Source organism: Streptomyces sp. NPDC013157 (assembly GCF_042899865.1).
Lineage (GTDB): Bacteria > Actinomycetota > Actinomycetes > Streptomycetales > Streptomycetaceae > Streptomyces.
Window position 1 is genome coordinate 79850 of the sequence record NZ_JBIBAK010000006.1, and the last position, 21964, is coordinate 101813.

Annotated in this window: 23 protein-coding genes; 10 read left to right on the forward strand and 13 right to left on the reverse strand. The window is 73.4% G+C overall.

The annotated features are described in order from the left end of the window. Window positions 1-136 precede the first annotated feature (136 nt). Window positions 137-1465, forward strand: coding sequence for a glycoside hydrolase family 26 protein (locus ACFY6U_RS19720; protein WP_390039846.1), 1329 nt, complete (start codon window positions 137-139; stop codon window positions 1463-1465). Window positions 1466-1488: 23 nt separating this feature from the next. On the opposite strand, the gene ACFY6U_RS19725 is transcribed toward ACFY6U_RS19720, so the two are convergent. The 9 genes from ACFY6U_RS19725 to ACFY6U_RS19765 form a co-directional block, all read right to left on the reverse strand. After that, window positions 1489-2607: a GNAT family N-acetyltransferase gene (locus tag ACFY6U_RS19725; protein WP_390039848.1), complete on the reverse strand. Its 1119-nt coding sequence runs from the start codon at window positions 2605-2607 to the stop codon at window positions 1489-1491. Next, window positions 2604-3245 (reverse strand): lipopolysaccharide biosynthesis protein, encoded by a 642-nt coding sequence (locus ACFY6U_RS19730; protein WP_390039850.1) that lies wholly within the window; start codon window positions 3243-3245, stop codon window positions 2604-2606. Before ACFY6U_RS19730 ends, ACFY6U_RS19725 begins: the two co-directional genes overlap by 4 nt. Next, window positions 3242-4381, reverse strand: a complete 1140-nt coding sequence (locus ACFY6U_RS19735) for a glycosyltransferase (RefSeq protein ID WP_390039852.1) — start codon at window positions 4379-4381, stop codon at window positions 3242-3244. Before ACFY6U_RS19735 ends, ACFY6U_RS19730 begins: the two co-directional genes overlap by 4 nt. Next, entirely contained in the window at window positions 4382-5137 is a 756-nt protein-coding gene (locus tag ACFY6U_RS19740) for a polysaccharide deacetylase family protein (protein ID WP_390039854.1), read from the reverse strand. Then, window positions 5121-6743, reverse strand: a complete 1623-nt coding sequence (gene murJ, locus ACFY6U_RS19745; protein ID WP_390039856.1) for a murein biosynthesis integral membrane protein MurJ — start codon at window positions 6741-6743, stop codon at window positions 5121-5123. The genes ACFY6U_RS19740 and murJ overlap by 17 nt, the downstream gene beginning before the upstream one ends. A gap of 80 nt (window positions 6744-6823) precedes the next feature. After that, the gene (locus ACFY6U_RS19750) at window positions 6824-8134 is read right to left on the reverse strand and encodes an O-antigen ligase family protein (RefSeq protein ID WP_390039858.1); all 1311 of its coding nucleotides are present in this window, start codon (window positions 8132-8134) and stop codon (window positions 6824-6826) included. Window positions 8135-8136: 2 nt separating this feature from the next. After that, window positions 8137-9558 carry an exopolysaccharide biosynthesis polyprenyl glycosylphosphotransferase gene (locus ACFY6U_RS19755; protein WP_390039860.1) on the reverse strand — a complete coding sequence of 474 codons (1422 nt, stop codon included), beginning with the start codon at window positions 9556-9558 and terminating at the stop codon, window positions 8137-8139. Continuing rightward, a complete protein-coding gene (locus ACFY6U_RS19760; RefSeq protein ID WP_390039862.1) occupies window positions 9555-10745 on the reverse strand; it encodes a glycosyltransferase in 1191 nt (396 codons plus the stop codon). Before ACFY6U_RS19760 ends, ACFY6U_RS19755 begins: the two co-directional genes overlap by 4 nt. 58 nt (window positions 10746-10803) lie before the next feature. Next, complete coding sequence (locus ACFY6U_RS19765) at window positions 10804-11895, reverse strand: DUF3344 domain-containing protein (protein ID WP_390039864.1); 1092 nt, start codon at window positions 11893-11895, stop codon at window positions 10804-10806. Between the two features lie 255 nt (window positions 11896-12150). Between ACFY6U_RS19765 and ACFY6U_RS19770 the strand changes: the two genes are divergently transcribed. The 7 genes from ACFY6U_RS19770 (at window position 12151) to ACFY6U_RS19800 (ending at window position 16347) form a co-directional block, all read left to right on the forward strand. Next, on the forward strand, window positions 12151-12390 hold the full coding sequence (locus ACFY6U_RS19770; RefSeq protein ID WP_390039866.1) for a chaplin: 240 nt from the start codon (window positions 12151-12153) through the stop codon (window positions 12388-12390). A gap of 228 nt (window positions 12391-12618) precedes the next feature. Beyond that, a complete protein-coding gene (locus ACFY6U_RS19775; RefSeq protein WP_390040430.1) occupies window positions 12619-12909 on the forward strand; it encodes a hypothetical protein in 291 nt (96 codons plus the stop codon). A 136-nt stretch (window positions 12910-13045) separates the two neighbouring features. Beyond that, window positions 13046-13546 carry a DUF5949 family protein gene (locus ACFY6U_RS19780; protein WP_390039868.1) on the forward strand — a complete coding sequence of 167 codons (501 nt, stop codon included), beginning with the start codon at window positions 13046-13048 and terminating at the stop codon, window positions 13544-13546. Beyond that, window positions 13546-14130 (forward strand): vitamin K epoxide reductase family protein, encoded by a 585-nt coding sequence (locus ACFY6U_RS19785; protein WP_390039870.1) that lies wholly within the window; start codon window positions 13546-13548, stop codon window positions 14128-14130. Before ACFY6U_RS19780 ends, ACFY6U_RS19785 begins: the two co-directional genes overlap by 1 nt. Before the next feature lie 231 nt (window positions 14131-14361). Then, complete coding sequence (locus ACFY6U_RS19790) at window positions 14362-14877, forward strand: hypothetical protein (RefSeq protein ID WP_390039872.1); 516 nt, start codon at window positions 14362-14364, stop codon at window positions 14875-14877. 125 nt (window positions 14878-15002) lie between these two features. Then, entirely contained in the window at window positions 15003-15497 is a 495-nt protein-coding gene (locus ACFY6U_RS19795; RefSeq protein ID WP_390039874.1) for a tyrosinase cofactor, read from the forward strand. Further along, entirely contained in the window at window positions 15481-16347 is an 867-nt protein-coding gene (locus ACFY6U_RS19800; protein WP_390039876.1) for a tyrosinase family protein, read from the forward strand. The genes ACFY6U_RS19795 and ACFY6U_RS19800 overlap by 17 nt, the downstream gene beginning before the upstream one ends. Window positions 16348-16411: 64 nt before the next feature. Here the strand turns inward: ACFY6U_RS19800 and ACFY6U_RS19805 are convergent, their stop codons facing one another. From ACFY6U_RS19805 to ACFY6U_RS19820, 4 genes are all read right to left on the reverse strand, one after another. Next, entirely contained in the window at window positions 16412-16696 is a 285-nt protein-coding gene (locus ACFY6U_RS19805; RefSeq protein WP_390039878.1) for a chaplin, read from the reverse strand. A 120-nt stretch (window positions 16697-16816) separates the two neighbouring features. Further along, the gene (locus tag ACFY6U_RS19810; protein WP_390039880.1) at window positions 16817-17788 is read right to left on the reverse strand and encodes a D-2-hydroxyacid dehydrogenase family protein; all 972 of its coding nucleotides are present in this window, start codon (window positions 17786-17788) and stop codon (window positions 16817-16819) included. 232 nt (window positions 17789-18020) lie between these two features. Next, window positions 18021-18950, reverse strand: coding sequence for an NAD-dependent epimerase/dehydratase family protein (locus tag ACFY6U_RS19815; protein WP_390039882.1), 930 nt, complete (start codon window positions 18948-18950; stop codon window positions 18021-18023). A gap of 27 nt (window positions 18951-18977) precedes the next feature. Beyond that, window positions 18978-19934 (reverse strand): ScbA/BarX family gamma-butyrolactone biosynthesis protein, encoded by a 957-nt coding sequence (locus tag ACFY6U_RS19820; protein WP_390039884.1) that lies wholly within the window; start codon window positions 19932-19934, stop codon window positions 18978-18980. A 464-nt stretch (window positions 19935-20398) separates the two neighbouring features. Here ACFY6U_RS19820 and ACFY6U_RS19825 point away from each other — a divergent pair, with 464 nt between their 5' ends. Next, window positions 20399-21196, forward strand: a complete 798-nt coding sequence (locus tag ACFY6U_RS19825; RefSeq protein WP_390039886.1) for a response regulator transcription factor — start codon at window positions 20399-20401, stop codon at window positions 21194-21196. Window positions 21197-21353: 157 nt separating this feature from the next. Continuing rightward, window positions 21354-21962, forward strand: a complete 609-nt coding sequence (locus ACFY6U_RS19830) for a ScbR family autoregulator-binding transcription factor (RefSeq protein ID WP_351502834.1) — start codon at window positions 21354-21356, stop codon at window positions 21960-21962. Window positions 21963-21964 lie beyond the last annotated feature (2 nt).

The following is a 21964-nucleotide window of genomic DNA, read 5'->3' on the forward strand; positions in this document are numbered from 1 at the left end:
CCGTGCGGGCCTTCGGGGCACCCGAAAGTCGCAACCGCACTGGCGGAATTCATATTGATATGACTGAGTGTCAGTAACTGGCACTTCCTCAGGGGTGCTGCGAATGGACGAGTAACCGGTGGAGAAAGGAGCGGGCATGGCCCCACAGCATCGGGAGCGGAAGCGGTTCTGGTGGTATCGGCCGGCCGTGGCCGCCGCGGCCGTCGTCGTCGCCTCGGCGGCCCTGGCGGCCGGCCCGGGATTCGCCGAGAGCGCGGGGGCGGCACGGACCACCGGCCCACCGGCTCCGTCACCGACGACGGCCGTCCCGACGCCCACGACGTCCGTCCCGGCATCGGCGGCACCCCTGCCCACCCCGACCCCGGCCGCCGACGCACCGGCCGTCGGCGCGTCGGCCAAGGCGACGCCCCCGGCCTTCGGGGCGTTCCTCGACTCCGGCCCGCTCGGCGTCGCCCGCATGGCCCAGCTGAGCAGCTGGCTCGGCGGCACCGAGCTCAAGGTCGCGCACACGTATCTGCCCGGCAACCGCTGGGCCGACATCGAGGGCGCCCCCGGTTTCCTGGACGTCTGGGCGCACTGGCGACGGGAGAAGGCCGACCGGACGCTCGTCCTCAACGTGCCCATGCAGGAGCGCAACGAGGAGGGCATCGGGGACGACGAGGTCCGCTCGCTGCTGCGCCAGGGCGCGGCCGGAGAGTTCGATCACCACTTCCGGGCCCTGGCCGAGCGGCTGGTGGCACTGCGGGTCCCGGACACGGTCATCGTGCTCGGCTGGGAGATGAACGGCATTACCTACACCCATCGTTGCGGGCCCGACCCGGAGGCCTGGAAGACGTACTGGAAAAGGATCGTCACCACCATGCGTGCGGTGCCGGGCCAGAAATTCCGGTTCGACTTCACGTCGAGCCGGGGCCGTGACGCCGTTCCGTGGACGCAGTGCTATCCGGGGGACGACACGGTCGACGTCATCGGCATGGATTCGTACGACCAGCCGACCGGCCTTTCCTTCGACCAACAGGTGCGGGAGCCCTACGGACTTCAGCAGCACGTCGATTTCGCCAAAGCCCACGGAAAACCCGTCTCCTATCCGGAATGGGGTCTCTTCCGCAACGGCGACGACGCCGAGTACATGCGGCGGATGCTCGCCTGGATGGACGAGCACAAGCCGCTGTACAACACGCTGACCGACTACTGCCCGCACGGTGTCTGGCAGTGCTCGGTCAACCCGCGCTCCGCACACGTCTACCGCGAGGCCCTCTTCGGCCGTACCGACACCACGACGCCGGCCACGACCCCGACACCCAGCCCGACACCGTCCACGACCCCGTCGCCGGACATCTCGCCCCCGGCCGAGACCCCGGCCGCCACGCCCAGCGACGCGCCCGCGTCCGGCTGCACGTCGATGGACCTGGGCTCCTGGATCGAGTCCTGGCTCGGCGGAAAGCTCTGCTTCAGCCTCGACTGACGGACGGGTACGCCCGGCACCCCCTACTCCTGCCGGCGTTCCTTCCACCGTTGCCGCACCTCCTTGATCCGCTGCCGGGCGGCGGCGTCGCACAGCGCCGCCGTCAGCAGCGGGGCGGTGCGCCGCCGGGCCAGCAGCAGCCGCTGGTTGACGACCGGCAGGGGCCGCCAGTGGTGTTTGTACGGCTCGTCGCCGCGCAGCAGACTCAGCGCGCCCCGCTCGCCAGTGCCGGTGTGCTGGGTGCAGGCGTCCAGGAGCATCACCGCCACGTCCGCCTTGCGCTCCCGCAGTCGGGGATGCGCCCCGTACAGGTAGCCGCCGGCGAGACTCGGCGCCAGCAGGGTCAGGTCGACGGCGACCACCTCGTCGTCGAGCCGGAACTCGGTGACCACCGCGTCCCCGGACCGCACCATCGGCCCCACCGAGCGCACCAGGTGCTCCTGGAACCGGGACTGGAGGTGCTCGGTGGTCACCTTCCGCTCCTGCCACTGGAGCCGGTGCAGGTCGAGGAGGCGGCGCAGCGCCGCGTCCACCCCGTCGGGCGGCACGACGTCCCGGCGCACCCCGAGCGAGTCCAGTTTGCGAAGCTTCGCGCGGACCCGCTGGGCCTTGTTCGAGGGCAGCCGGCCGACCAGCTCGTCCATCGACACGGCCGGCAGCTCCAGGCAGACCGAGTCCGGCACCTTCCGGCACGGTCCGCGCCAGCGCTCGTAGACCCGCTCCGCCGCGCCGCCGGGCCGTACCTCGCGGAAGTCGATCAGCGTCGTCCGGGCCGCCTCGGCCAGCTCCCGGGTGAGGGTGTCCGCAACCCGGCCGTCGTCGGCGTCGGCGAGCAGCACGTCCGCGTAGTCCGAGATCGCCCCGCCGAGCGGCACCAGCGTGGGCAGCGGCCGGTGCACCAGCGTCAGCGGGGCCGCACCGACCAGCTCACCGCCGTAGCGGACCAGGAGGAGACGGAGCCGGCCGGGGGTCCCGTAGGAGCGCCACCAGGAGTGCAGCCAGGCGTGGCTCTGGAAGGGGGTGGCCGTGCCGCACCGCCGGTAGAGGCGGCCCCAGGCGGGGGCCAGCTCGGCGAAGGCGCCCTCGTCGGTGACGAGTTCGGTGGTGTACGCGGCGAGCGTCGGGTGGGCCGTCGTCGTCACAGCTGTCCGTGTACGTCGGCGGCGACGGCCGGGCCGGGCACCGAGGCCTGCCGGGCGGACTCCTCCACCCGGCGCCGGGGCCGTACCAGGAGCACCAGACCGCCCAGCAGCCCGCCCGCGCTCGCGCCCACGAGGCCGGTCACCTTCGAGGACGCGGAGGTCGGCGTGGTCGGCTTCGGGGCCCGGGAGAACGGGAGGAGTTCGACGTTCGTGTCGTTCTTGGTGTCGTTGGCGTGCTGGATGAGCGAGCGGGCCACCGCGTTCGCCATGTCGGTGGCCTGGAGGGCGTGCGGCGAGGTGGCCGAGACGGCGACCATCGGCGCGTCCGGCGAGGTCTCCGTCTGCACACTGTTCTGCAGCGTCTTCAACGGCACCCCGGCCCACATCTGGGCGTCCCCGAGCACCGCGAGCTGGGTGGCGACCCGGCCGTACGCCTGTGCGAACCCCTGCGCGGACGCGGTGTCGGACTTGTCGGCGGTGACGGCGATGACATAGGCGGTCGCCGTGTAGCTGGGCGGCGTCAGCACGCCGTAGGCGCCGCCCAGCAGCCCGCCGGCGAGGACCCCGGCCGCCAGCAGCGACCAGGGCGGGATGGCGCGGGGGAACGGGCGGGGTGCTCGGACGGTGTTCTCGGTCATGGCGTACTGGCTCCCTGGGGTGTGGTGGCGAGTGCGGCCGCGTAGACGTCCATGAGCTGGGCGGCGCTGCGGGTGATGCAGTAGTGACGGGCGGCGTCCGGCGCGCCGCGCGGGCCGGGGCCGGCGGCACGGGCGGCGGCCAGCGCCTCGGCGTAGGCGGCGGCGCCGCCCGTGATGCGGCGGGCGCCCGGGGCGGCGGCGGGCGGCAGGTCCTCGACGGCCGGGCAGGAGCTGTAGAGCACGGGCAACCCCGCGGCCAGCGCCTCGACGACCGCGAGGCCGAAGGCCTCCTCGGCGGAGGGTGAGGCGAACACGTCCATGGCGGAGGTGAGGGCCGGCAGGTCGGGTTCCCGCGCGCTGTCGGAGGCGTAGGGCCGCTCACCGGCGAAGAGCACCCGGCCGTCGACCCCGGCCGTCCGCGCGGTGCGCCGCAGGGCGTCCGCCTCCGGGCCACCGCCCACCAGCAACAGCCTGCAGTCGGCGGGGAGCCGGGCGAGGGCCTCGACCAGGACGCCGAACCGCTTGCCGGGCGCGAGCCGTCCGACGGCGCCGACGACCCAGGCGTCCTGCGGGATGCCCAGGCGGTCGCGGACGTGCCGGCGCCGGGCCGGGTCGAAGCGGAACCGGTCCATGTCGATGCCGTTCGGGACGACCTCGATCCGCGGCCCCGGTACCCCCCACCGGCGCAGCCGCTCGGCGACGGTCGGCGAGACGGCCACGGTGGACCGCCCGAGCCGCTCACCCGCCAGGTACAACGCCCGCACCCCGGCGGTCAGTTCTCGCCCCTCCAGCTGCGAGTCGCCGAGCGAGTGCTCGGTGGCGACGACCGCTCGGACCCCCGCGAGGCGCGCGGCGATCCGGCCGTAGAGACAGGCCCGGTAGAGGTGGGTGTGGACGAGGTCGTAGCGGCCCCGGCGGATCAGCCGGACCAGGCGGGGCAGGGCGGCCAGGTCCCGGTTCCCGGCCATCCCGAGGTGGACCACCCGTACCCCGTCCGCGGCCAGCCCGTCGGCGACCGGCCCCGGGTTGGTGAGCGTGACGACGTCGCAGGCGACCGGCAGGTGCCGCAGCAGCAGTCGCAGCTGCTGCTCCGCGCCGCCGGTCCCGAGGCCTGTGATGACGTGCAGGGCCTTCATTCACAGCCCCTGCACGGGACGGCGGCGCAGCCGGTGCAGCCGGTACTTCAGGAAGAGGCGGGCGGCGTGGTCGTTCTGCCCGACGTGCACGCGGGGCAGGGCGTGCGGGCCTGCCAGCGGGCCCGGGTCGATGGCGCAGGCGTAGCCGTATCCGGCGTCCCGCACGGCGTCGACGGCCCGCCGGTCGACGGTGCCGTAGGGGTAGCAGAAGCCTTCGACGGGGGCCTGGACCAGTTCCTCGAGGAGCGCCCGGCTGTCGGCGGTCTCGGCGCGCAGGGTCTCCGCGTCGGCCTTCGTCAGGTCGACGTGGGTGAGCCCGTGGGACCCGATCTCCACCCCGCTTCCGGCGGCCCGCCGGACGCCGTCGGCGGTCAGCAGCGGCTTGCGCGGGCCCAGCGGGTCCCAGGCGTTGTCGCCGCCGAGCCGTCCGGGCAGCACGAAGAGGGTGGCGCCGCAGCCCCAGCGGTCGAGGAGGGGCAGGGCGTGGTCGAGGAAGTCGGCGTACCCGTCGTCGAAGGTCAGCGCCACCAGCCGGCGCCCCTCGCCGCGGGCCCGGGCGGCGAGCAGCCCGGCGACCGACACCCCGCGCAGCCCGCGCCGGCGCAGCCAGCTCAGCTGTTTCTCCAGACGGCCGGGGGAGACGGTGACGCGGTACGGGTCGTCGGAACAGTCGCCCACGGAGTGGTACATGGCGACCCAGGGGACCGGGCCGGTGACGCGTCCGGCCCTCGCGGCGGACTCAATGGAAGACGGCATGCGCGAGCCTTCGGGTGACGGTGGCTACGGAACGGAGTGCGGGTGCGAAGCCCTGGGCGTCCAGGGCCCGGCCGAGCAGGACGAAGAGGACGGTGACGACGGTGGCGCCGGCGGCCAGACCGGTGAACGGGTCCGCAGGCCGCGCGGCCACGAAGATCCCGACGGTGGTCGCGGCCACCGCCGCCCGCACCGGCCGGCTCAGCTCGACGAGCACCCGCCGGGTACGGATCGGGACGCTGCGCGGGCCCGTGCCGGCCAGCAGGAGCACCGCGGTGGTGGTGATGCCGGTGGCGTTGGCGGCGGCGATGCCGGTGACGCCGTACGAGCCGACCGTCAGGGTGCCGATCCAGGAGGTCACCACGATCCCGGCGGCCATGGCGCCCACCGGGTACCAGGAGGCGCGGCCCGCCGAGAAGTAGGAGCGGACCAGGACCCCGACCAGGCTCTGCCCGAGCAGCCCGAGCGCGTAGACGCGCATCACCCCGGCCGTGGCGGCGGTGTCCGCGGCGGTGAATGCCCCGCGCTGGAACAGCAGGTGGACGAGTTGCGGCGCGCAGGCCACGACCACGGAGGTGCCGAGCAGCACCACGCTCGCGGCCACCGAGAGATCCCGCTCGACCCGGCTCCGGGCCCGCTCGGTGTCGCCCTCGGCCAAGGCCCGGGCCACCACCGGGAAGGTGACCGTGCACAGCATCATCGACATCGTCATCGGGATCTGCGCGACCTTCTGCGCGTAGTTGAGGTGCGAGATGGCCCCGGAGTGCAGGTGCGAGGCGAGGAACCGCTCGATCAGCACCTGCGACTGCCGGCACAGCGCGAACAGCAGCACGGTGGCCATCAGCGCCACGTTCAGGGGCCGCTCCTCGGTGCCGGCCGCACCCTCCTCCCGCGACCCGGGCCGGTGCCGCAGCTGCCGCAGCAGCGACGGAGCCTGTACGACGACCATCAGGGCGCCCCCGGCCGCCACCCCGAACGCCGCCGACCGCACGCCCCAGTGGCCGCCGAGCGCGAACATCGCCGCGATGATGCCGGTGTTGTAGGCGACGTAGATCGCGGCCGGGGCGAGGAAGCGCCGGTGCGCGCGGAGGGCGGCGCTGCAGTACCCGGCCAGCCCGAAGGTCAGCACGCAGGTGGCGGTGAGCCGGGTGCAGCCGACGGCCAGCGCGGGGTCCCGGAGGCCGGGCGCGAGCACCTTCACGAGCTGCGGGGCCCCGCCGATCAGCAGGGCACCGACACCGGCGAAGGCCAGGGCCAGCTTGGGCAGCGTCCCGGCGACCAGGGCCCGGACGGGATCGCCGGGCGTCCCCTGCGTCCGCCGGGCAAGGGCCACGCTGAACGCGGGGACGAGGGCGAACGCCAGCCCGTCCTCGATGAGCAGCGTCGCCGCGAACTCCGGCACGGTCCACGCGACGAGAAACGCGTCGGTGTCCCGCCCGGCCCCGAACAGCCGCGCGAGGGATTGGTCGCGGATCAGCCCGAGCAACGAACCGAGCACGGAGAAGACGGCGGTGCCGAGGGCGGCCTTGGCGAGAAAACCACGCGTGGGCGGTGCCCCTTCGACTCCGGCCTCGGCAGTGCCCTGTCCTGGGGCGCGGGGCTGTGACATGTGCGGCTCCGCCGCGTGGGCGCGATCAGCCCCCACCGGCCCGCAGTCGACATCCGACCCTTCCACCCCCGGCGTCACAGTCACCGTGCCGCAGCTTCCTCGTCGTGCTCCGCCCCGGCCAACGCCCACCACGCCACCGCCCCGAACACCACCGCCGTGAGAACCGTCGACGGCCCCCCGATGTCGGCGTACGCGAAATCAACGAGCTGCCAGAGCAGCAGCCCGCACCCCACCAGCGCACAGTCGAGACCGTCACCCGCACGCACCCGCCACAGCCCCCGCACCCCGCACACCAGCAGCGCCAGCCAACTGCCCGCCAGGGCAAGCAGCCCGAGCAGCCCCTGCTCGCTGAGCACCAGCAGGTACATGTTGTGCGGCGACAGCAGCGGCTGCTTCCGGTACGCCGCCCCCGCCCCCTCCGTGTCGCTCCCGGACGACAGCGCCAGCGAGGCGTGCGAGTCCCGGTACGCCGGGAAGTTCTTCAGGCCGACGCCGGTCACCGGGTGCTCCCGCCACATCCCCGTCGCCGCCGCCCACAGCGTGTACCGGTCGACCACCGACTGGTCCGGCGCGTCCGTGACCTGACCGATGCTGCTGAGCCGCTCCTGGAGCATCGCCGTACCGATCCCGAAGCCGCCCACCAGCACCACGCCGGCCGCGACCGCCACCGCGGCCACCTTCAGCGCCCGCCGCAGCCCGGCCAGGGCGAGCTGCACACCGCAGGTCAGGACGGTCGCGATCCAGGCACCCCGGCTGAAGGAGACGGCGAGCGGCAGCAGCAGCCCGAGCGCGCACGCACCCGCCGCCACCCGCTGCCGTACCGGGGACCGCCCGAGCGCGAGCCCGAGCGCGCAGACCAGGCCGAACGACACCACCGTCGCCATGCCCATCACGTCCTGCGGCCCGAACGTGCCGACCGCGCGGATCTCCTCGCCCTGGTACGACGCCCCCGTCCCGGTGACGTACTGGTGCACCCCGACCGCGCCCTGCCAGACCGCGAGCCCCACGAACGACCAGGCCAGCAGCCGGAAGTCGGCGCGGTCCCGGACCAGCAGCACGACGGCGGCGGGGACCAGGACGAACACCTGGAGGTAGCGGCCGAGGCCGGTCAGCCCGGCGCCCGGTGAGGCCGCGCCCATCGCCGCGACGGCCAGCCCCACGACCGGCATGCCGAGCACCGCCACGGCCGTGGCGGACAGCGGGCGCCGCCGCTCCCGCAGCGTGCGCAGCGCGGCGTACAGCACCACCAGCGCGGAGACCGCGTCCGCCGGTCCGGCACCGCCCTCCCCGCCGCCCGGGGCGAGCGGCAGGGCGAGGACCGCGAGTACGGCGACCGCGGCCAGCACCGGCGGCAGCCGCAGCGGCCTGGCCGGTGACAGTGCGAAGCTCATTCTCAGCTCCCCGTCGAGCGCACGAGCGCGGCCGCGGTGCGCAGCAGGATGCAGACGTCCTGCCACAGCGACCAGTTGTCGATGTAGGCGTTGTCGAAGCGGGCCCGGTCCTCGATGGAGGTGTCGCCGCGCAGCCCGTTGATCTGGGCGAGTCCCGTGATGCCGGTCTGCATGCGGTGGCGGGCCGCGTAGCCCGGATAGGCCTGGCTGAACTGGCCGACGAAGTACGGCCGCTCGGGGCGCGGGCCGACCAGGCTCATGTCGCCCCAGAGCACGTTCCACAGCTGGAGCAGCTCGTCCAGGGACGTCTGGCGCAGGAAGCGGCAGAAGCGGCTCATCTTGACCTCACCGGCCACGCTCCAGCGGGTCGCGGCCTCGTGCTCGTCGACCGGCCGGTGGGTGCGCAGCTTCAGCAGGGTGAAGGGGCGGCCGTCCTTGCCGATCCGCTCCTGCCGGAAGACGACCCCCGGCCCGTCGGTGATCCGCAGCACCGTCGCGCAGACCAGCAGCAGCGGCCCGGCCAGCACCAGCGCCGCCCCGGAGACGGCGATGTCCAGGATCCGCTTGCCGATGCTGCCGCGCCGCCGCGGGCCCATCTCCAGGCGGCGGCAGGAGAAACCGGCGAGCTGGTCGCGCATCTCGTACGCCGGTGAGTCCGCGTCGACCTCCCACACCACGCAGCCCGATTCGGCCAGCGCCCGCAGCAGCGGGCCCTGTTCGGTGCGGACGGCGGGGTGGACGGTGAGGACGGCCCGGACCCCGTTCTGGATGAGGGCCCGCTCGACCTCCTCGCCGGTGGTCAGCACGGGCAGGCCGTCGGTGCCCTCGGGGTGTTCGGCGACGACGCCGACCGGGCGCACTCCGCAGCCCCGGTGGCGCAGCACGGCGGCGGCGACCCGCTGGGCGGTGGCGGCCGGGCCGATGACCAGGGCGGCGCGCGGCCGGCGCAGCAGGGCGAGGCGGCGCCGCCAGTGCACCAGGCCGCGGCCCGCGCCGGCCGCCGCCGCGTGCAGGGCGAAGCCGAGCAGCAGGACGCGGAGGGACAGCGCGCGGTCCGGGGCCCAGGCGGCGACGGCCGCGGCCAGGCCCAGCCAGACGACGGCGATCCGGCCGCAGACGGTCGGGAGTTCGTCCAGGATTCCGGTCATCCGCCGGATGGTCTGCGGGCGCAGCAGTATCGCCCCGGCCAGCAGCAGACCGACCAGGGCCGGCCGGCGGGCGGCCTCGTCGAGCGCGGCCGTGCCGAGCAGGGCGGCACACAGGTCGGCGGCGAGCAGCGGTACCGGGGAGGGGGGCCGCGCGGGCGGCCGCCGCAGCGGGAACCGGAAGCCGCCGGCGGTGCGCGGCGGCAGGACGGAGACGGGCGAGAGTCCGTGGTCCCGGGGCTGGGCGCCGGGGGAGGGGACGGTGCTTTCCGCGGTCACGAGTGGATGGACTCCCTGCGCTCGAAGGACACCAGCGGCCGCCCGCCGAGGAGTTCGCGGTACAGCTCCGCGACCGCCTCCGCCGTGCGCCGCACATCGTGCGTGGACAGGACGTGCCGGCGCCCCCGGCCGCCGAGCGAGGTGCGCAGCTGCGGGTCGAGGAGCAGCGCGGCGACGGCCCCGGCCAGCGCACCCGGACGCCCCGGCGGGACCAGACAGTGCGCAGCCTGGCCGGGCGGCAGGCTCTCGCGGGCGCCGTCGACATCCGTGACCAGCACCGGCCGTCCGCAGGCCAGCGCCTCCAGCGGGGACAGCGCCATGCCCTCCCAGCGCGAGGGCAGCACCACCAGGTCGGCGGCGCGGTACCAGGGGCGGACGTCCGCGACGGGGCCCACGAACTCGACCGGGGCGGCGCCCGAGGCGGTGGCAGAGGCGGCGGAGACCGAGGCGGCGGCGAGCCGGCGCAGCGCGTCCCGGTCGGGTCCGTCGCCTACCAGGGCCAGCCGGGCGTCCGGCACCCGGCGCAGTACCTCGGGCCAGGCCCGCAGCAGCACGTCCTGGCCCTTCTGCCGGCACAGCCGCCCGACGCAGACGACCAGGGGAGCCCCCGCGGGCCGGTCGCCCGGGGGGACCGGGGCGACCGGCGTGAAGTGCTCGGTGTCGATGCCGTTCGGGACGACCGTGTACCGGGCGCGGATCCCGGCGCGCACGCCGGTCGTGCGCTCGGCCTCGCTGACGCACACCACCCGGTGCGCCCAGCGCGCGCCCCACCGCTCCCACCTCAGCGCCAGCGCGGCGGTGGCGCCGCCGACCGCCTCGAAGGACCAGGCGTGCGGCTGGAACAGGGTCGGGACACGCCCGCGCACGGCGAGCCGTCCGGCGAGGCCCGCCTTCGCGCTGTGCGCGTGCACCAGCGCGGGCCGTACCTCGTCGAGCAGCCGGCCGAGGCGTCGTACCTCGTCCGGGAGACCGGCGCCCGGCGAGCGGTCGGCGCGCCACCCGCGCACCTCGGCGCCCAGGTCCCGCGCGCGCTCGGCCAGTTCACCACCGGGGCAGGCCACCGTGACCCGCAGACCGGCCGTGAGCTGGGCCTTCGTCAGGTCCAGGACGACCCGGGCCACTCCGCCCTCGACGGGTTGCGCCAGGTGGAGGACCCGTGGCCGAGGGTCGGTGGCTGATCGGTGCATACGCGGATTCCTCGCTCACGGGGGGCGCGCTCGGGACTGCGGGCGGGGACGCGGCGTACTACCGCGCGTCCGCGGCGGCGAAGAGCGCGCCCGCCCACGCCGCGTCGCGCTGGGAAACGAGCCGAAAGGTCAGCTGGTCACCGCCCTGGGCGAGACCAGTACCTAGATCGAACACATCCGAGTCGTAGCCGAGCGTGTTGGCGTACGCGGGCTCACGCCGGGCGCGTACCGGGCCGGGTTCGTTGATCGTGGAGTTGAGTACGTCCTCGGCGGGGTCGGCGGGGCCCTGGAGCGGGACGGGTGCGTGCCCGGCGGTGGTGTAGGTGAGCGAGTCGCCGGTGCCGCCCCGGTCGCCGTTGTAGGCCACCAGGCCCACCCGGCCGAAGGCGCCACGCGGGGCGTGTAGCCCGTTCAGCCGTACCTCGGCCGGTGTGCCGAGGGAGTCGAAGCCGTCCCAGAGGGAGAGCGTGCGCAGCGGCTGCACCGGGTTCTCGTACGCCACGACCAGCGTCCAGCCGCCCCAGGCACCGGCCCCGGACCGTCCCGCGGCCGCGTTCACCTGGCCGACCGTCCACAGCCCTGGTCCGCTGGAGCGGACCAGCGCGGTCACGTCCGCGGAGGCCTGGAAGGCGTCGGCACCGCGGCCGGCGCGGTGGCCCACGATGGTGTCGGCGAGCAACTCCTTGTAGGCGCCTCCGGGTTCGGCGATCAGCACCCGGCCGTCGTCCGCGGCCGGCTTCTGCTCGCCGGCCAGCAGGTTGCCGCCCCAGTACAGCCGCGCGTACGTCACCCGGGAGCCCTCCGGCAGCCGGAGCTCGGCGCGGGAGGAGTTGTACGTGTCGGGGTCGTCGTCGACGTCGGCATAGAACATGTCGAAGTCACCGTTCACCGCCGGGAGCCGCCCCTCCCGCACGGCCGCGCACGACGGTTCGTACGGCTCGCCGGGCGTCGTACGACAGCTGACGGACGTGTTGGCCGCGCGGGCGAAACCGCCGCGCAGCACCGCGTGGTAGCGCTCGGCGAAGGGGATGCGCGGAGCCTCGGGGGCGGGCGGGGCCGTCGCCCGGGCGGTGCCCGGTGCGCAGACCGAGGCGAGGACGAGCGCGCTCGCCGACGCACGGCACAGCAGCGGGCCCAGGAGATAGCGCATGACCGGCTTCGTTCTTTCAGGGAGGAGGGGGTGACGCGAAGAGTGCGATGTGATGTCAATACGGGTAAGTCGGGAGGCTCACAACTCTAGTCGCTATCCGTATTAATCCGTCAAAACCGGGCAAGTGTGTCGGAGTCGTGAAGGCGGTTCCCTGGAGATCACTCCTTCGGCGGCACAACCCGGGGCGGTGGCGCGCGTTGACACAGCGCTGGGCATCCGCCCGAATGTTTGTTTCGACCCCAAGGAGACCTCTCCATGTCGCGTATCGCGAAGGGCCTGGTCCTGTCCACCGCCGCCGTCGCGGCCGTCGCCGGCGCTGCCGGTGCGGCCGCCGCCGACAGCGGTGCGAACAGCGCCGCCACCCACTCCCCGGGCGTGGTGTCGGGCAACGTGATCGAGGTTCCGATCCACGTGCCGGTCAACGTCTGCGGCGACACCATCGACGTGATCGGCCTGCTGAACCCCGGCTTCGGCAACACCTGCGTCAGCGACTGACGCGGCGGCTGTTCCCTTCGGCCGGCCGTCCGCCCGCGCATCCCGCGGGCGGACGGCCGGTCAGTTTTTCCGGCCGCCCCCCGAACCGTGCCCGGGCGCCCGGTGCGCACGGGATCTCATATGTCTTCCGAAAACGGGGTTTCCGGTCCGCCGGGGCATCGTTGGGCATGACGTCGGAATTCCCCCGGGCGGCTTGCGTTGCCGAAAGTCGCCGAAGAAAGGAACATGATGAAGTCGCTGAAGGCCGTCGCCGTCGCCGCCGGTTCCGTGGCTCTCGTCGGTGTCGCCGCGCCCGCGTTCGCCTACAACACCGCCGACCTCACGCCCACCAGCCTCAACGGCGCCGTGAACACGCTCACCAAGGACGGCCTGGACCTGAACCAGGCGATGCCGCTGCGGCACCAGACGAACGCGCTCGACACCGAGAACAAGCGCTCCCCGCTCAACACGGTCAAGACCGCGGCCGCCGCCCTCAACCAGCACAACCCGCTGCTGGGCGGTCTGCCGCTGCAGAGCTGAGCGGCGACGGGCCGGGCCGGGAGCGTTCGAGGGACACCGAGGGGTGTCCCTCGTTCGTGTGGCCCGGTGGGCGGGTGTCCGCCGACCGGGTGAGCGGGCACCCGGCCGCCGTACGGCCCGTCGGTAGGGTCGCGCGGTGACCTCAACCCCAAGCGAAACCCGCCCCTTCCGCCTCGCCGACCTCGGCACGCTCGTCGTGCTGGCCTGGAGCGGCGAGGCCCCCGACGGCAGTGACATGCCCTATCTGCTGGCCTACTCCCTCGGTGACGCCGAGGGCGGTCCCGAGGCCACCGGGGCCGCGATCGAGGCGCTGCTGGCGAACAACGGGGTGCCGGTAGGCGGCGACGTCGTCGACGGCACCGCCCGGCCCAGCCTGCCCGTCACGCTGCTCGTCGAGGCCGGCCAGGCCGTCCTCAGCCTGGCCCCGCTCAACGCCCAGTGCCCCGCGCCCGCGGAATGGCTCGCCGCGGTCGGCGAACGCGGCTACGCCTACCTGGTGTTCACCACCCGCCCGTGGCCCGAGGGCGAGCCCGGCAAGCCCGTCACCCCCGAGGCGCTGAAGGACTTCGCCGGGGCCGAGGAGACCCTGACGGCCGCCGCGCACGTCGTGCTGCCGGCCCGCAGCCTGCGCGGCTGATGACCGGGACCGCGGGCGGCGGGCGGGGGTTCGCGCTGCTGACGCTGGTCGCGGGGGCGGCCGGGCTGCTGGCCTCCTGGGTCATCACCCTCGACAAGTTCAAGCTGCTGGAGAACCCGCACTTCGTGCCCGGGTGCAGCCTCAACCCGGTGGTGTCCTGCGGCAGCGTGATGAAGAGCGCCCAGGCCTCGGCGTTCGGGTTCCCCAACCCGATGCTGGGCCTGGTGGCCTACGGCGTCGTGATCTGTGTCGGCGTGAGCCTGCTGGCCGGTGCCCGCTTCCCCGCCTGGTACTGGCTGACCTTCGACGCCGGCTGTATGTTCGGCGTCGGGTTCGTGTCCTGGCTCCAGTTCGAGTCGCTGTACCGGATCGGCGCGCTGTGCCTGTGGTGCTGCCTGGCCTGGGTCGCCACCATCGTCCTGTTCTGGTACGTCACCTCCTTCGCCGTACGCCATCGGTTCCTGCCTGCGCCGCGCGGTCTGCGGGAGTTCCTCGGCGAGTTCACCTGGGTGCTGCCGGTGCTGCACACCGGGGTCGTCGGCATGCTGATCCTGACCCGATGGTGGGACTTCTGGACCAGCTGAACATCCGAACAACTGCACAACTGCACAAAAGAAAAGCAGAATTCGGGAGAAGTGGATTGCCGATCAGCCGATCAGTGACCATCTGATGAGTGATCAGCTGATGAGTGACCAGTGGATTGGTGAACAGCCGACTAATGCTGCACCCGGGCGAATTGTGAGCTGATGCCGATTCCGGCTCGTTACCCGGTACGGACGTCGCTCCTCTCGCATCCCGAAAGGCCCGTACCTGACATGAAGCCGACCACCCGGGGAACCCTTGCCGTCGTCGTCGCGGGCGTCGCCGTCGCCGTGGGCGCCGCCGCCACGCCCGCCGTCGCGGCCGACGGGGTCCCCGTTCCCGTGCCCCTGGACGGCGTCGAGAAGTCCCTCGGCACGCAGATGCCCAAGCTCGGCATGGAGCTGCCGCTGCTGATCCCCGGCGTCCCCGAGGGTCCGCGCTACGTCGAGGGTCGGCTCATCCCGGAGGGGGCGCTGCCGCAGGTGCCGATGAACGGCCGGCTGCCCGGCGTGGACCTCAGCGTGCCGCTCCCCCGCGTCCTCGGCGCCGGCGTCGACCACGTCGGTGTCGACATCCCCGCCTCCGACCTGCGCACCCTCACCCCCGGCCTGGAGCTGGACGCCCCCCTCAGCGCACCCGACCCCCAGCACTACGGCCTGCCGCACCTGAAGATGCCCGCGGTCGGGGTGCTCGCCCCGGTCCTGCAGACGGTCCTCGGCGGCGACCTGGGCGCCGGCCCCGGCAAGTAACCCCCCTCGCGCGTACGGTCCTTTCGGCCCGTTCCCGCACCGGGCGGCGGCGCGGCGGTGACCGGGCGGCCCCTCGGACGGTTACCGGTACCGACAGTGGTCGGTGAACCGCACGAGGAGTGAGCATGGTGGTCGGAGTCGGTGGTGTGGCGGTGGGCGCGGAGCCGGGAGCCGGGGAGCCGGGCAGAGCCGGGGCGGGCAGACCGACGCGGCGCGAGCTGACGCGGGGGCTGTTCGCCTCCGTGGTGGCCCTGGCGTTCGCCCCGGTCGTCGCCGCCTCCCGCCCGTCGCCCCGGGCGGACGGGCCGGCCGGCACCTCCTTCGACGAGACCTACCGGGGCCGCCGTATCCGGGGCGCCCTCGTACCGGCGGCCGAGCGGGCCGTCGGCGACGGCGAATGGCAGGTCACCGTGGACGGCCGGCCGCTGCATCTGATGCGGCGGGCCGACGGCAGCTGGCTCAGCATGGTCGACCACTACAGCTCGTACCCGACCCCGCTGGCGGCGACCCGGGCGGCCGTGGACGAGATGGGCCCGGGGCAGCGGCTGCGCGATCCGGCGCCGGGCCCGACGGGCGGGGGACACCTGCACATGGGGGGAGACCATGGCGTACGTGCGTAAGGACGCCGGCAGCCTGACGGCCGCCGAGCGGGGGCGGCTCGTGAAGGCGTTCCTGGAGGTCAAGCGGCGGGGCGAGTACGACGAGTTCGTGCGGACGCACATCGAGTACTACACCCCCGACGGCGAGGACGGACTGCGCGCCGCCCATATGGCGCCCTCCTTCCTGCCCTGGCACCGCCGCTTCCTGCTCGACCTGGAACAGGCCCTGCGCCGGGTGGACGGGTCGGTGACGGTGCCGTACTGGGACTGGACGAGGGACCGTTCGGCGTCCGGGGTGCCGTGGACGAAGGACCTGCTCGGCGGCAACGGCCGGGCCCGGGACCAGCAGGTGATGACCGGGCCGTTCGCCTACGCGGCCGGGCACTGGACCATCACGGAGGGCATCACCGACGGCGAGTTCCTCGCCCGGGACCTGGGCCGGGCCCGCGACCCGATCGACCTGCCCACCGGGGCCGAACTCGACCGGGCACTTGCCGACCCCGCCTACGACGTCCCGCCGTGGGACTCGACGGCCGCCCGGGGGTTCCGCAACCGGCTGGAGGGCTGGGGAACCGGCAGCGGCAAAGCGTCCTGGCACAACCACAACCGGGTGCACCGCTGGGTCGGCGGGGCGATGCTCGGCGGCGCCTCCGTCAACGACCCCGTCTTCTGGTTCCACCACGCCTTCCTCGACCTCCAGTGGGAGCGGTGGCAGGCCCGGCACCGCGGGCAGCACTACCTGCCGGCGAAGCCGCCGGGCCCCGGCGACCCGCAGCGCGACCGGGTCGTCGCCCGGGGCGGGAAGCTGCCGCCGTGGGACGTCACCCCCGAGTCGCTGGAGGACGTGAGCCGGATCTACCGGTACGCCTGAGGAGCCCCGGACACGGCAGGAGCCCCGGCGCGCCGGGCGCCGGGGCTCCTTGGCAGGCGGTGGCTCAGGAGCCGTAGCCGCCGTTCTTGCTGTCGCCGCTCTTGAGGTGCCCCTCGGTGGTGCAGGTGCCGGCGAACGCCGGGTTCAGCAGACCGATGACGTCGACGGTGTCGCCGCACAGGTTCACCGGGATGTTGACCGGAACCTCGACGACGTTGCCGGACAGCACGCCGGGCGAGCTGACGGCCTCGGCGTTGGCACCCGCGTCGGCCAGGGCCAGGCCGGCCCCGCCGATCACCACAGCGCCGGTACCGAGGGCTACGACGGCGGCCTTCGCGATGCGAGACATCACGTTCTCCTTCTTGTTGCTCGGGGAGTGCGGCGGCAGGACCAGCCGCCGCTCCCCGTTCAACGCCCCTACCTGCGGCTGGTCACGCCGATCACCGGACGATCACTCCAAGGGCCGGGGTCAGGACACCCCCTGAGGCAGCCGCCGTACCGGGGCTCCCGCCAGGTAGGCCCGGATGTTCTCCACGGCCTGGCCGTAGTACGTCGTGTAGTTGGCGTAGGAGACGTAGCCGAGGTGCGGGGTGGCCAGCAGCCGGGGCGCGGTGCGCATCGGGTGCCCGGCGGGCAGCGGCTCGGTGTCGAAGACGTCGACACCGGCGCCCGCGATCCGGCCCTCGTGCAGCGCGGCGAGCAGCGCGTCCTGGTCCACGATGGCCGCGCGGGAGGTGTTGACGAGGTAGGCGGTGGGCTTGAGGAGGGCGAGTTCGGCGGCGCCGAGCAGCCCTCGGGTACGGTCGCCGAGCGCCAGGTGCACCGAGACGAAGTCGCTGGTGGAGAGCAGGTCCTCCTTGCTCGGCGCGAGGTCGACGCCGACCTCCTCGGCGCGCTCCTCGGTGAGGTTCTGACTCCAGGCACCGACCCGCATCCCGAAGGCGAGCCCGACCTGCGCGACCTTGCTCCCGATCTTCCCGAGCCCGAGCAGCCCGAGCCGGCGCCCGTGCAGGTCGGCGCCGACGGTGGACTGCCAGGGCCCGCCGGACCGCAACGCCGTGCTCTCCTGGACCACCCCGCGGGCCAGCCCCAGCAGCAGCGCCCAGGTCAGCTCGACCGGCGGCGTCGAGGAACTCTCCGTACCGCACACCGTGACCCCGTGCGCCTCGGCGGCCGCGTAGTCGATGACGCTGTTGCGCATCCCGGAGGCGATCAGGAGCCGGAGCCGGGGCAGCCGCCCGAGCAACGACCCGGGAAAGGCGACCCGCTCGCGCAGGGTGACGACGATGTCGAAGTCGACGAGAGCGGCGACGAGTTCGTCCTCGCCCCCGAGATGCTCCCGCAACGAGACCACCTCGACCCGATCGGCGAGCGAGGCCCAGTCCCCGAACTCCCCGCCCACCCCTTGAAAGTCGTCGAGCAGAGCACAACGAAGACGCATTACTTCACACTACCGGCCACTCCAACGCGCCCCCTTGGGGGCGCGGGGAACTGCGCGATCAGCCCAGACGCACCCGCAGCCGCCCGACAACGCAACCGCGCAACCCCTTTGGCGCACAACACACCACCGCACGAACAAAAGGCCGCCCCTCAACAGGGCGGCGATGGCAATGGGGTCCGGTGGGTGGGGCCACCGGACCCGGTACCGGGCACAGCGGGTGCCGGGCGGAACGTCAGTTCGACGCAAGGATCGAGCGGTACCACGGCTCGGCCCGGCCGAACCACGTGGCGAACCCTCCCTCCGGGCACTGACCGAGATCCGACCAGAGGGCGTCGGCCGCGAAGAAGTGGTCCGTCGTGAGGATGTCGAGCGTGCCCGGCGCGACCCCCTTGGCCGCGAGGATCGCCTTGGCCCCCTCGACGGTGAGGTTGTCACGCGGCCAGTCGATCCCCGCACAGTCGGCGACCGCCCGCAACGCACTGCCCACGGTGACCGGCGCCGGATCCGCGGCGTGGTACACCCGCGAGGTCAGGACCCCGTCCGGCACCAGCGCGGTCGCGACCAGCAGCCGGGCCAGGTCCGGCGCACCGATGACCGACGCCCGCGACAGCCAGCCGGCCACCACTCCCGGCAGGGCCCGCAGCAGCCGTGCCAGGGTCGGACCGACCCACAAGTCCCCCTCTCCGAAGACCAGATGGGGCCGGAGCACCACACCGCCGGCCGCGAGGACCGCGTCCTCCGCCGCCGCGCGGGTGCGGGAGGTGACGGAGCCCGGATTGCGGGTGAGCTCCTCGGGGCGGTGACCGCGGAAGGTGCCACGGCCGTACACCGAGGCCGTGCTGAGCTGGACGATCCGGTGCACTCCGGCCCGCCGCGCCTCGGCGACCAGCGCCGCCGTGCCACGCGCGTTGACCGCCTCGTTGGCCGCGGCGCTGCCGCCGATCTGCGCCGCGCAGTGCAGGAGTACGTCGACCCCGTCGCACACCCCGCGCAGCGAGCCGGGGTCGGTGAGATCGGCGTGCACGGTCCGTGCCCCGGAGCAGGACCGCGGCAGGGACCGGCGGTGGCTCATGAGCCTGAGGTCGGCCCGCCGGCGCTGTGCCTCGCGCGTCACATGGGTCCCGACGAACCCGGACGCGCCGGTGATGAGAAGGACGGGCACGGGGACTCTCCCGGGGAGCGGTCGGGGTCAGCGGACACGGGGCCGCAGGACGAGTTCGGCGGTGAAGACCGTCTCCTGGCGCTGGCTGCCGAGCACCCGCACCAGCAGGTCGCCGGAGCCGCCGTACGGTTCGGGGTCGGCCGCGATCCAGCAGGGCGCGTCCAGTTCGGCGTACCGCGTGAACTCGCTGCGCATGCCGAGCAGCAGGGCACAGGGTGCCCCGGTGCGGGCGTGCGCGGCCTGCCGGGCGGCCTCCAGGAGGAACATGCCGGGTATGTGGTCGACCGGGTGGTCGAAGTAGGTCGGGTGCGCGGTGTCGACCCGCAGTTCCCATCTGCCGTACGTGCCGGGCCCGGGTTCGCACAGGACGACGTGCCGGGCGGTGGCGTGGCCCACGGCGGCCGGGTCGAGGGCCGGCGGCGGGGTGCGGTCGGTGGTGGTGGGGCGCTCTCCGCGCATGCGCCGGTAGATCTCCGGGCTCATGCAGCGGAACGCGGCCGAGGCGGTGGCGCGGGCCCCGTTCTCCCGGACCACGGTGACGTCGTAGCGCATCTCCCGCAGCCGGCCCGCGCGGCGGACGACGTCCCGGCAGACCGCGTGCATCTCGACGTCGGTGGGGACCGCGTCCGTGACGAGCAGGTCAGGCTCGGCGGTCACGGACATGTCAGACATGAGGAACTGGTGGCCGAACGGCACGTCGAACTCGGCGTGGGCGAGCAGGGAGCCGATCTGGCGGATCGACTCGATCAGCAGCATCGGGTCCTGGTATCCGCCGTCGGGGGCGAACAGCGCGTGGCTGCGCGGCCATTGGGCCCGGACGACGAAGCCGTCGAAGCCTTCGCCGTGCGGGGACTCGTCGCGCTCCCAGCCGGTGAGCAGGACTTCGGAGACCGCTGCGCGGTGGACGTACTCACGCGGCACAGTGGTGGTCAGTCCGGGAAGCAGCGGCTTCGGGGCGATGGCCCGGTCGGTGAGGTGCGGCATGTGCGGCGCTCCTGTGTCGGTGTGACGGGAAGGAGGGGGCAACAAGCCGTACGTCGGCTGTCACCCCCCGTGGCCGACGTTCTGCACCACAAGATACAGACAGGTCGGTCCGGTTCTGCAAGGGGCGAGGCGATTTCTTGGGCGATTCGGGAGGGCTTCGGGGTCTGCCATCGATGTCAACCGACCGTTATGTCGGTATTGCAACCATGAAACGTACAAGGTTGTATGGTTCATCGGGAGTGGTCGACCCTTGGTCAGGTCTTTCCAGGGGCGACTTAACGGAGTCCCACCCCCCACTTGTCCGGTATTCCGACGAAATCGCAGCTCACGATAGGGGTGGTGAAAGCCGGTCCGGGTGCCGCGCCCGCTGGCCTGGGCGGTTGACAATCAGACAAGTCTGTTTGGTACGGTCTGGTCGTGAACCCGCAGTCCGAGATGACGTGGATGTGCCTCAGGGGGAGCAGATGAACCGCCAGTACGCGGACCTCGTGGCGCCGTCGCCGCGGCGCCACCGCTCGCACGGCCCGCTCGTCCCGGTCGGTCACCCGGCCCGCCCGGCTCCCGTGTACGGCGCGCCGCGGGCGGGAGCGCTGAACGTCCTGGTCGTCGAGAACGACCCACGGGCCGCCGACCCCCTCCTGCAGGGGCTGGCCCGGCACGGCTACGCGACCCACGGCGCGACCACCGGCGCCCAGGCGCTGCGCGGCCACCGCGAGGCCGACCTGGTGCTGCTCGACCTCGACCTGCCCGACCTCGACGGCCTCGAGGTGTGCCGGGGCATCCGGGCCGTCAGCGACCTGCCGATCATCGCCGTCACCGCGCGCGGCTCGGAGCTCGACTGCGTGCTCTGCCTGCAGGCGGGTTCGGACGACTATCTCGTCAAGCCCTACGGCTTCCGGGAGTTGCTGGCCCGGATGGAGGCGGTGCTGCGCCGGGTGCGGGTCCAGCCGGCCGACGACCCGGCCGCCGGCCGGGTCGTCGCCCACGGGCCGCTGCGCATCGACCCGGGCGCCCGCACGGCCACCCTCGACGGCCGGCCCCTCGACCTGACGCGCAAGGAGTTCGACCTCCTCCACCTGCTCGCCTCGCAGCCCGGCACGGTGATCCCGCGCCGCCAGATCATGGCCCAGGTGTGGGACGACGCGTGGTCGCCGCGCGGCCGCACGGTCGACACCCACGTGGGCACCCTGCGCGGCAAACTGGGCTCCAGTGCCTGGATCGTCACCGTCCGCGGGGTCGGTTTCCGGATCGGCAGTCCCTGAGGCCCTCTCGCGTTCTCCGAGGTCACGCCCGGTTCCGGCGCACGGTCGCGGAACCGCTTTCTGACAACTCCCGCCGCGGTACTGACCGCGGGCCGCCAGTGCGGCTTACGATACAGACCAGTCTGTTGAATTCAGTGGGAGAGCGTAAGGATCTGGCATGGCTCAGCAGGAACGCGGCAAGCGATCACGGCGATCGATCCTGGAGGCGGCGGCCCAGGTCTTCGACGAGCGCGGCTACGACGCCGCCAGCACCAACGAGATCCTGGCCCGCACCGGCCTCACCCGGGGGTCCCTCTACCACCACTTCCCCTCCAAGGAAGCCATCGCGCTGGCCCTGGTGCAGGCCCACGCCGAGGCCCTGGAAGTACCCGAACGGCCGGTCAGGCTGCAGTCGGTGATCGACCTGACCCTGGAGTTCGCCCGGCGCCTGCAGCACGACGCGGTGCTGCGCGCGAGCGTACGGCTGACGACGGAACAGACGTCGTTCGACTGCCCGCCGCAGACCACCTACGAGCAGTCCATGGACACCATTCTGACGCTGCTCCAGGAGGCCGAGAAGCGGGACGAGATCCTGCCGGGGGTGGACGTGCGCGAGGTGACCGCGCTGATCGTCGGCTCCTTCACCGGTCTGCAGATCATGTCCCAGGCCTACACCGGCCGCGCGGACCTGCCCGAACGCACCAGCGTCCTGTGGAAGTTCCTGCTGCCCGGCCTCGCCACGCCGGGCCTGGTCGGGCGGCTGCGCACGACGCCGCCCGAGGAGTGAGC